9 protein-coding genes are annotated in these 10,578 nt (G+C 38.3%); 5 read left to right on the top strand and 4 right to left on the bottom strand.

Going from position 1 to position 10,578, the window contains the following annotated elements:
* Window positions 1-150: 150 nt before the first annotated feature.
* Window positions 151-246 carry a photosystem I reaction center subunit XII gene (gene psaM, locus IQ264_RS28905; protein ID WP_073596774.1) on the top strand — a complete coding sequence of 32 codons (96 nt, stop codon included), beginning with the start codon at window positions 151-153 and terminating at the stop codon, window positions 244-246.
* A 383-nt stretch (window positions 247-629) separates the two neighbouring features.
* Window positions 630-1,031: a hypothetical protein gene (locus IQ264_RS28900; protein ID WP_193985517.1), complete on the top strand. Its 402-nt coding sequence runs from the start codon at window positions 630-632 to the stop codon at window positions 1,029-1,031.
* An 81-nt stretch (window positions 1,032-1,112) separates the two neighbouring features.
* Here the strand turns inward: IQ264_RS28900 and IQ264_RS28895 are convergent, their stop codons facing one another.
* Window positions 1,113-1,847 (bottom strand): tetratricopeptide repeat protein, encoded by a 735-nt coding sequence (locus tag IQ264_RS28895; protein WP_228061902.1) that lies wholly within the window; start codon window positions 1,845-1,847, stop codon window positions 1,113-1,115.
* Between the two features lie 428 nt (window positions 1,848-2,275).
* Between IQ264_RS28895 and IQ264_RS28890 the strand changes: the two genes are divergently transcribed.
* From IQ264_RS28890 to galT, 3 genes are all read left to right on the top strand, one after another.
* Window positions 2,276-2,740, top strand: coding sequence for a hypothetical protein (locus IQ264_RS28890; RefSeq protein ID WP_193985515.1), 465 nt, complete (start codon window positions 2,276-2,278; stop codon window positions 2,738-2,740).
* 23 nt (window positions 2,741-2,763) lie between these two features.
* Window positions 2,764-3,318 carry a glutathione S-transferase family protein gene (locus IQ264_RS28885; protein ID WP_193985513.1) on the top strand — a complete coding sequence of 185 codons (555 nt, stop codon included), beginning with the start codon at window positions 2,764-2,766 and terminating at the stop codon, window positions 3,316-3,318.
* A gap of 281 nt (window positions 3,319-3,599) precedes the next feature.
* Window positions 3,600-4,607, top strand: a complete 1,008-nt coding sequence (gene galT / locus IQ264_RS28880) for a galactose-1-phosphate uridylyltransferase (RefSeq protein ID WP_193985511.1) — start codon at window positions 3,600-3,602, stop codon at window positions 4,605-4,607.
* 17 nt (window positions 4,608-4,624) lie between these two features.
* Here galT and IQ264_RS28875 read toward each other — a convergent pair whose 3' ends face one another.
* From IQ264_RS28875 to argJ, 3 genes are all read right to left on the bottom strand, one after another.
* Window positions 4,625-6,355, bottom strand: coding sequence for a putative bifunctional diguanylate cyclase/phosphodiesterase (locus tag IQ264_RS28875; protein WP_193985509.1), 1,731 nt, complete (start codon window positions 6,353-6,355; stop codon window positions 4,625-4,627).
* 160 nt (window positions 6,356-6,515) lie between these two features.
* Window positions 6,516-8,231 (bottom strand): PAS domain S-box protein, encoded by a 1,716-nt coding sequence (locus IQ264_RS28870; RefSeq protein ID WP_193985507.1) that lies wholly within the window; start codon window positions 8,229-8,231, stop codon window positions 6,516-6,518.
* 898 nt (window positions 8,232-9,129) lie between these two features.
* Window positions 9,130-10,371, bottom strand: coding sequence for a bifunctional ornithine acetyltransferase/N-acetylglutamate synthase (gene argJ, locus IQ264_RS28865; RefSeq protein WP_193985505.1), 1,242 nt, complete (start codon window positions 10,369-10,371; stop codon window positions 9,130-9,132).
* Between the last annotated feature and the right edge of the window lie 207 nt (window positions 10,372-10,578).

The following is a 10,578-nucleotide window of genomic DNA, read 5'->3' as shown; positions in this document are numbered from 1 at the left end:
CCTTGTCCCCTTGTCCCCTTGTCTCCCTGCCCCTGTGCCCCCCTGTCTCTTTGTCCCAAATTATTGCAACTTGTTACAAAGTATTCCAAAAAGGGGACAGTTTGACGGAAATTGGTGAACGAACAACCCCTAAGTCAGGAGATGAGCAATATGTCTATATCCGATACCCAAGTGTTCGTAGCCCTTGTTGTAGCGTTGATTCCTGGAATTCTCGCTTTCCGTCTGGCAACAGAACTCTATAAATAAACAACTCCCGTCTAGGGAATGGGGGTTTTTGAGAAGCTTGAGATGGGAATTGGGCAAAATACCTCTCTCTTGTCTCTTGCCTCTCAATAACCCTGCCAAGGGTGGAATTTTTCTGGGCATTTAAAGGAGGAAGCGGCTGTCAGGGTATCTGGGTAATTGAATGTGGAGTTCTCAGATCGGCACAAATAGTGTAAATAGTCTGGTACTAGCTGCAATCAACTGCTAGGATATACCGTGCTGCTTGCTTCCTACCACACTGTAAGATATGCTTGCCTCACTTTTGGTGTGGAATGTCATCATCTCAGTCAGGTATGAACGTCAGCTTTCCATTTCCTTAGCGACTTAGCCCTGGTTGTAGTTTAGGAAAAAAGCTTTTCAGGATCATGAACGCAATTCAACCGTCAAGACCACACCTGGAACCTGTAGAATCTCCAAAAGTTGTGCGCCAAAAAGTGCGACAGTTGCAAACTCGGCAAACTGATGCACTTCCTTTAGAAACAACTGTTAAATTAGCAGTAAATGTATTTATTTCTGGAGTAGCAGTTTCTAGCTTGGTACATTTATTGCCTTATCACCAATCAATACAAACCAAGTTACAAGAAATTAGGTTTGAAGTTAAAGAAACTGAGCAGCGGGTTAATCGCTTGCAATCTGAGTACAAGCGTACCTCCGATCCGCAACAAGCAAAAAATATTATCCGCGAACAGAGTCATTTAGTCGATCCTGCACGCCGTCAGATTATTTTGCTGGACAAAGATGATAAAAAGGTTCAGGAGATAGATTAAGTAACCATTTCCGATTAATTTTTCGGATTTGTTTAGAGTAACAGGTAAAGGGGAGCAATATGGCGACCCTTCCTGTTTAAGCTAAAACTGAAAGGGACTGAGGATTTCGTCGATCCAGGTTTGAATTTGCTGTTTTTGGCGACCTTCGGGGAAGAAGGGGAGGGCACGGCGATAGTCGGCGATCGCATAATTCCAGTCACCCCGCAGGTGGTGGGTGCGTCCCCGTTCTTTCCAAGCTTGTCCTTGGAGTTGTCCTAATCTTAAGGCGAAGTCGAAGTTTTCTAGAGCCTGATTGTATAATTTTAATTCTCTATAGGTAATGCCCCGATTAATTAAAGCGCGAACATGAAGGGGGTTGAGATCGATCGCGCGGTCATAATCTGCGATCGCTTTCATTAATTCTTTTTTGGCAGCATAGTAATTAGCGCGGTTATTATAGGCAGCTGCTAAGTCGGGATTGAGTTGAATTGCTTTGTTATAGTCTGCTAAGGCGGCATCTAGTTCACCGCTTTGATAATAAATAAATCCGCGATTGTTGTAATCGTTGGCGTTATCCGGGTGGCGATCGAGCAAACAAGTTATCATCGCAATGGCTTCCGAGTAGTCCCCTTGAAGCATTTTGTGTTGAGCTAATTTCCGCAGACTAGTTTCTAGTTCTACGTGAGTGGATGCCAAACTGGGTGTGACTGAAGAGTTGCCTTCTTGACTTGGACAATCAAATCGGTTAGGGTAAAAAGCCGTGTTTGCCGATGGAACGTTCGCGCAGGCTTGATGTTTGAAACAATCTTGGTTGTCAACGAAATAGCTTGTGTTCATCTGATCCCTACAATCGCTTAAGCTAACTTTTGTTCCACACCTTACACTTTAGAAACTTGTGACTCAAAATCTCTCTATCTCTTGTGTCACTTGTAGATGTGTCTTTAGTAATAAAGACTGTCATTGCTAGTGATTAGTTCAGAGAGTGATAACATTTAGTGGTCAATTTGCTATTTGTCCACTGAGTACAAGCTACAGATTGGATTAACAGCATTCCTGAAATAGGATTAGATGCTATAATTTGCACCTTTGGAATTTCTACTGACGTTTCTGTACTCGATCCGGAAAGATTTATGTCCCCAAAAACGTAATAATACGTAGTGAAACTCTGTTTGATTCCGATATGCTTAGAGTCCGGGTCGCGGTAAGATCCAAACTGATAGACAGTCAATTGGACAGATATCTTTGTTGCTCAATGTGAGATTACCATGACAACCGCTTTCCTAAATGCTAAAGCTTCTGATGTGTCAGCTGATGATTATGTGGTGCTGGGACTAGCGACTTGCTTTCTGAAAGCAGATGGAGAAGTACATCAGGTTTCTGTGGTGGAACCTATTCCTTCTGCGGCGCTAGAAGCATTGATTAAAGGCATTCCTACTTCTTATCAATTTGCTGGTGCGACTACTTTGGGGGCGGTTTTACCCAGTGAAATACCGCAGTTACCAGCAGATTTTCCTCCTGATGCTCAGTTTTGTGATGAGTTTGCGGAAAGAGCGATCGCAGCGGCGCGTACTTACAAAAGTCGTCCGGTTGCCCAATCCCATATTCCCCAAGGTACAACCCGCCAAGATTTTAATTATTCTGTAGAACGTAAGCGGGTGTTGAATTCTCAGCGCATTGTCCGTACTGAGGATAATGTGAAGCAGCACGAATATACACACAAGACACTTTAACAGATTTACTGAGTTGATCCAAGATGTTGAAATTATACGGCGGAGCCTTTAGTCGGGCGGGAATTGTTAAATGGTATCTGGAAGAGTTGGGTGTTCCTTATGAGTTCGTTTTGTTGGATATGAAAAATGGGGAACACAAACAACCTGAGTATTTAGCAATTAACCCTGTAGGAAAAGTCCCGGCAATTGTGGATGGGGATTTTCAACTTTGGGAGTCGGGTGCTATTCTGTTGTATCTGGCGGAAAAGTACGGCAATTTGTCTAGTTCCCCGGAGTATAAAGCTATTTTGGCTCAGTGGGTTTTGTTTGCTAATGCTACACTGGGGCCTGGGGTATTTGTGGAGGCAAATCGCGATCGGGAAATGCCCCGCTTAATGACTGCATTAAACTCAATTTTGGAAAAACAACCTTTTTTGTTAGGTGAAGAGTTTAGTGTAGCAGATGTGGCAGTGGGATCGATGTTAGCCTACATTCCTATGGTCTTGAAGGAAGTTGATCTCAACCCCTATCCGGCTGTTCTAGATTATATGAAACGGGTGACAGAACGCCCTGCTTTTCAAAAAGCAATGCAGCGATAAATTAAGAAAGCAAAAGGCTTTAGCTTAAGAGAAAAAGGAAGGGGTAAGGGCTAACAAAGAAAAAAATCCTTTCCCCTTTCGCTTTTAAGTTTTATCCTTTTCCCTTGACAAAAAATACATATTAATAGTAATTTAAAATAATTTAGAATCATCATTTAAAAACTTCTTCCCTAAAAAAGCTAGATTAATTGCATAAACAAAAATAGAGAGCTAACTTAGGTTTGGGGTGTTGTTCTCCGGCACAATACAAATTGCAAATTTGACAAATAAATCTTAAAAATATGCCAGAAATCAGACGTAACCTAATTACTAGAGATTGGGTAATCATTGCTACTGAGAGAGCGAAAAGACCCGATGAATTAGTTACTCCAAAACCTGTCAAAACAGTGCTATCATCCTACAGCGCAAATTGTCCCTTTTGTGGAGGAAATGAGGAACGTACACCTATTGAATGTGGTCGAATTAGTAATGGTAATGATTGGAAAGTGCGTTCTGTTCCGAACAAATTTCCCGCCTTAATAACTGGAGGCGAACCTGTAATGACCATCCAAGGAATTTACCGTTCTATAGAAGCCATAGGTGTTCACGAAGTAGTAATTGAACACCCTCGCCATGATTTAACTACTGCTTTGCTACCTGTGGAAGATGTAGCTAATATTATTTTACTATACCGCCAACGCTATCAAGAAATTAAAAAAGATCCGAGAGTCAGAGCAATTATTATTTTCAAAAATCATGGCGAAAGAGCAGGTACTTCTCTAGAACATCCTCACTCGCAAATTGCTGCTACTCCGGTTGTACCATCACAAATTCGCATTCGCATTGAAGAGGCAATTCGATTTTTCGATGATACCGGAGAATGTTTGTTTTGCCGAACTTTGCAAGACGAATTAGCCGCAAATCAAAGAATCATTGTAAACAGCGAACACTTTGTTGCTTTTATTCCTTATGCGGCGCTTTCTCCGTTTCATATTTGGATTTTTCCCCGTCGTCATAGTTCGTCTTTTGATGAAATTACTGATGCCGAAGTTTGGGATCTTGCCTTTACTTTGAAAACTGTGTTAGCCAAATTATACTATGGTTTAAATAATCCAGATTATAATTATTCTATTCGTTCTATTCCCACTGACTCATTTGCAAAAGATTACTTTCACTGGTATTTAGCTGTTGTACCTCGGTTGGGAATTACTGCTGGTTTTGAATTAGGAAGTGGGATGTATATTAATCCGGCTTTACCGGAAGAAAGCGCCAAATATTTAGCAGAGTTACAAATTCCTGATTCAGGTTGAATAATCGGATTTAGAAGTTATTTAATAGATAAAATTGCCTTGCTTTTAACTAATTGTTTAAAATCCTGAAATGGCAGGGGATGACTAAATAAGTAACCTTGCATTTCATCACATCCATTTTGGCGAAGGAATTGCAGTTCTCCTTCTGTTTCCACTCCTTCAGCAATTACTTTTAAACCTAATTGATGAGCCATATCAATTATCGTTTTAGTAATGGCTTTCTTTTTGCTATTTCGATCGACATCACGAACAAAACACTGATCGATTTTTAAAATATCAAATGGTAGTTGTTGCAAATAGTTTAGTGAAGAATATCTGGTGCCAAAATCATCGATCGCAATTTTAATCCCCAATGATTTCAATAATTTTAATTGATTAACTGCTAAAGTAACATCTGCAATTAACAAACTTTCCGTTAATTCCAATTCAATACATTTGGGTTCAATCTCAGCACTTAAGATAATTTTAAGTAACTGTTGGGGTAACTCTTGTTGATTGAACTGATAACCTGATAAATTCACTGCAACACGGATAAATCCTAATCCTTCTTGATGTAGAGCTTTTGTATGTTTACAAGCTGTTTGCAAAACCCAATCACTGATTGGTTTAATCAAACCTGTTTCTTCAGCTATGGGAATAAATTTAGCTGGGGAAATAAATCCTTTCGCTTCTTGATACCAACGCAAAAGAGCTTCTGCACCGACAATTTCACCTGTGCGTAAATCTACTTTTGGTTGATAGTAAAGTTGCAGTTCTTGACGTTCTATAGCATGACGCAAATCTACTTCTATTGCTAGTTCGTTAGCCCAATCTATACTGAATAATTTTTGATAAAATTCATAGCGATTTCCCCCAATATTTTGGGCATAATTCATGGCTTTTTTGCTATTATTTATTAATTCCTCTAATTCATAACCATCATCATTAAAATTTGCGATTCCGATGCTGGCGGTGACAAAAAATTCTTGAGAATTAATCAATAAAGGTTCGTTAAATAATTGGAGAATTTGTTGAGCGACGTAGCTAATTTCTTGTTTATGTGTTAGAGGATTGAGGACGATCGCAAATTCATCATTATTTAACCTAGCTAAAATTCCGCGCTCGCCTAAACGATCAATTAATCTTTCTAATAATAAGTTCATCAATAATTCTTTTTCTTGATAACCTAATATGTTGTTGAGTTTTGGTAAACGATCTAAACGTAAACAAAACACCGAAGCAATACTCTGAGTATTTTTTACTGAATTCAGAGCATTAATAATTTGATTAAATTGTTTTTCTAATAACGTTAATTTTGGTACTTGATTTAATTGTTGCAATTTTTCTTGAGCCACTTGAATTTGTGCAGTGTAACGATTTGCCATTGCTTTTTCAGTTTCATATCTTTGTAAAGCAATTTCAATAGTAGTGCGAATATCTTGCGGCTTAAAAGGTTTAACTAAATAACCGTAAGGTTCTGTATGCTTGGCTTTTTCTAAAGTATCATTATCGGCATAAGCAGTCATGTAAACTATAGGAACCTGGAGTTGAGTATGAATTGTATCTGCTGCTTTTATGCCGTCAATATCTCCTGGTAACATGATATCCATCAATACTAAGTCTGGATGATTAGCGATCGCTTCTTGAATAGCTTCTTCACCCGTACTAACTACACCTACTACCTCATAACCTTGTTGTTTGAGATTTCGGGAAATAATTTCGGCTGCAATTAGCTCGTCTTCAACTATAAGGAGTTTAATTTTTTTCATGTTTATTTTTTGCGATAACCATTAACATGATTTTTGATTAAGTATAGCAACGGACACATTGGTTAGGTCATCATATTTTGATTTAAAGATAACTACTAAACAGGGAACAGGGAATAGAGAAATGTCCTAACCGCTTTGGCGATCGCTATAACTAGGAATTTTAAATCCTTCGTTTATACTGTAACTGCTTAAAGGTTAATTTAACAACAGTCCCAGATTGAAAATCAAATTCTAAATTAGCTTTCAATTGCTTGGCGAGAATCTTGACTAGTTTCAATCCCAAAGAAATAGGATTTTGCCAGTCTACAGTCGCTGGAATGCCAATTCCATTATCTGCCACAATTAAATTTAATTGCTGATTTTCCGATTGAAATAATTGTACTTTAACATCTCCACATTGACCATTAGTAAAGGCGTGTTTATAAGCATTTGTAATTAATTCATTAATGATTAAACCGCAAGGAATAGCTGTCTCTAAATTAAATGATAATGCTTCAGCTTCGACAATTAGTTTAATACTTTTGGAACTGCTATTCAAAGATGTGCAAAGATTACCAATTAACTGCTGAATATATTTATCTAAATTCACCTTTCCTAAATCTTCAGATTGATATAATTGCTCATGGATTAATGCCATTGTGTAGATGCGATTTTGACTATCATTAAAAATCTCTAAGAGATTAGGATCGTTAATACTATGAGCTTGTAAATGTAAGAGGCTAGCAATTACATGAAGGTTATTTTTGACGCGATGGTGAATTTCTTTAAGTAAAATTTCTTTTTCTTCCAGTGCTAAATGAATTTTTTGCTCTGCTTCTTTGCGCTGAGTAACGTCACGCACTATAATTAATACTTCATCTTTACCACAAGGCGAAATCCGAATTTCTTCATAAGCAATTTTGTCGTATTTTACGAGTTGATGTTCGTAAATTTGAATTTCTTTAGTAGTTAGTGCTTTTTCTATATATTCTAACTGTTTTTGCAGAATATCTGGTTTAAGTAATTCGGAAAGGTGGGTAGCGAGCGGTACGTAATTTTTAGCTGAAGAGTCTTTGGGAGGAATGAAGTTTAGGCAACTTCCATCTCTTTTTACCCGCAACAATAAATCGGGAATTCCATCAATAATTGCCCGATTTGTGGCTTCGCTTTGCCATAATGCTTTTTCTGTTGTTTTACGTTTCGTAATGTCAGTTACCATAATCAATGTACCAATATATTCTCCTGTTTGTTTATGAATTGGTGAACAAGATACGATCGCCCATAAATCCGATCCATCTTTACGCTGAAATTTAAAATCCTGCTGTTCTCTAATATGTTGAAAGCAAAGTTTGATTCTTTCTTTGGCAATAACTTTGCTTTCTTGAGCTATAAATTGAAGAAATGATTTTCCCATCATTTCTTCGACGGTATAGCCCAGCATTGTGGCTATTTTATTATTAACAAAAGTAGTGTTTTCTTGAGGATCTATCTCCCAAATTCCCTCAACAGAAGTTTCCATAATTCGACTATATTGTTCTTCCCTGGATCGTAATGCTTCTTCTGTAAGTTTGTGAGTGCTAATGTTACGAACTATAGCCAGAATTTGGTCATTTTTCCAAGGAATTAGGCGAGCTTCTTCCCAACCTGTTCGTCTGTCTGCACAAGTTAAGTCATATTCAATAATAACTTGAGTTTGAGTTTGTCTGGCTTGCGCGATCGCATTTTTATATTGAGCAAAAACATTTGTTGGTAAAATTTCAGATAAATGTTTTCCTAAAAAGTTTTGATTAGGTAAATGTAAATTTAAGTTTGCTGCTGTATTCTGATAATCTGTAACTCGGTAACTTCTGTCTATGTAAAATATTCCATCAGGAATAGCTTGTAAAATAGCTCTCATCTCTTCTACTACTGAAGCTAAGTAATCTTTTCTTCGGGTAATTTTTTTAGGGAAAAAGTGAAACTTGAATGATTGGATACAGGCTGGAAAAGCGGGGAATTTAGATTGACATACTAAATAAATTAGTAGAATATATATCAGATAATAAATCAATAAAATTGGGCTATTCAGAATTAATTCTAACCCCCTTATACTCAATTCCTTGCTGACAAATTGTTCGATATCAGCCATTGTAATTAGTTTCCTTTACTTGATGATTGTCTATTCTTAATTTCAGCAAGCACCGAACAAAAAATTTTACAATCTTGCAACTTGATATATTTAGTTTTGGTAATTTTAAGGATTTTTCGCTTAAAAGTTAACCATGTATAAATAGATCGTTTGGCTGCAAATTTTTGACCGCGATCATTTTTGATTGAAAATCAAACTAGAACCTGGTATTTCAATATTGACAATTGTCCAATTTAGTTAGAGAATCATTAATGATTGCAAGCACTGAGTAATATCTAATTAAAAATATAAACCAATTTATTAAATTTGTATAGATAAATATATTTAATTTTAATATAAATTATAAATTATCCATAATTTTAAGGGAAAATCAATAAAAAAAGTGTTATTAATCATAGTTATATATAGTTTAATTGCAAAAATAAACATAACTTTGAATCGATCGGCACTTTTACTTAATTATTTCCGCAAAAATCTTAAAATAAGTGAAAAATACGGAAATTTACTGAGAAAATTTACTCATACAGTTTTACTGCGCCAAAGTATTGTTTTTATCAAGGGGAAAGAATGTTCCCAACCTTTCCCCCTTACCCCTTTTTCCTAGCTTCTGAGAAATTTTAACTTTAGAAGTGGTTTACTTCACAAAAACCCAGCAAAAAGTAACGAATTAAGTTGTATATTCAGCGTTAATCTTCACATAATCGTAACTCAGGTCACAGCCCCAAGCTTTGCCAGAGCCATTACCGTTACCAATGCTGACAGAAATTAACACTGTGTCATCTTGTAAAAAAGTACCCGACGCTGCTTTTTTGAGATATTCATTAGCCGCAGAACGATCGAAAGGTAAAGGTTGACCATTTTCCATTAACAGGAAATTACCTAACCTAATTTGCAAATCTTTTTGGTCGAAATGCACACCTGCACGACCAGCCGCAGCCGCAATTCTACCCCAATTTGGGTCACGACCGAAGATAGCAGATTTGACCAAAGAGGAGCCAGCGATCGTTCTGGCAACTTGACGCGCTGCGCGATCGTCTGATGCGCCAGAAACTACCACTTCAATTAAGCAAGTAGCACCTTCGCCATCCCGCGCCATTGCCTTAGCCAAATGTTGACAAACTGCGGTTAACATTGCTTCTAGCTTCTCTGCTTCTGGACTCTTTTCCGTAATTGCCGGAGTGCGGGATTGACCATTTGCCAAAGCAATTAAACTGTCATTGGTGCTAGTATCGCCATCCACTGTGATTTGGTTAAAAGTTTTGTCAGCGGCGCGAGAGAGCATTTCTTGCCACAGAGAAGGTGAAACAGCGGCATCGCAAGTAACAAAAGATAACATTGTTGCCATGTTCGGATGAATCATCCCCGCACCTTTGGCAATTCCCCCAATTCGCACTGGACGACCATCAATGGTAGTTTCTAAAGCAATACTTTTCGGAACAGTATCCGTAGTCATAATTGCCCTTGCTGCTGTGTCTCCGCCAGTTTCGGAAACGGAAGCAACTAATTGGGGAATAGCAGCTTTTAAGATATCCATTTTAATTCTTTGACCGATTACGCCAGTCGAGGCGAGTAAAATCGAATCCGCAGGAATATTTAAAGCTTCTCCCAAAACTTGAGCGCATTCTTCTGCATCAGTCATGCCTTGTGAGCCTGTAGCAGCGTTAGCTTGTCCAGAATTGCAAAGAATCGCTCTGGCACTGGGTTTAGTTTGCAATATTTGCCGACAATAGTCCACTGGCGCAGCGCGGACTACAGAGGTGGTGAAAACTCCAGCTGCGATCGCTTCTTCATCCGACACAATTAACGCTAAATCCGGCAATCCCGAAGCCTTCAATCCCGCCGTAATACCCGCCGCCCGATACCCTCTCGGTGCCGTAATGCTACCACTTATTTCCCGCCAATCTGACATTTTTTCTTCTCCAAACAGCTTTTGCTTGTTTGAAAGGCGATTATATCAGGAAAGGCAGAAGGCAGAAGGCAGAAGGCAGAAGGCAAGAAAGGCAGAAGGCAAAAGGCAGAAGGCAGAAGGTAGAAGGCAGAAGGGAAGAAAGGCAGAAGGCAAAAGGTAAGAAAGGCAGAAGGTAAAATTCACCTTGTCCCCTTGTCCCCTTGTCCC

The organism is [Phormidium] sp. LEGE 05292, assembly GCF_015207735.1.
GTDB lineage: Bacteria > Cyanobacteriota > Cyanobacteriia > Cyanobacteriales > Aerosakkonemataceae > Floridanema.
Note: the sequence above shows the minus strand (reverse complement) of the source record. Positions and strands in the feature narration are given on the sequence as shown.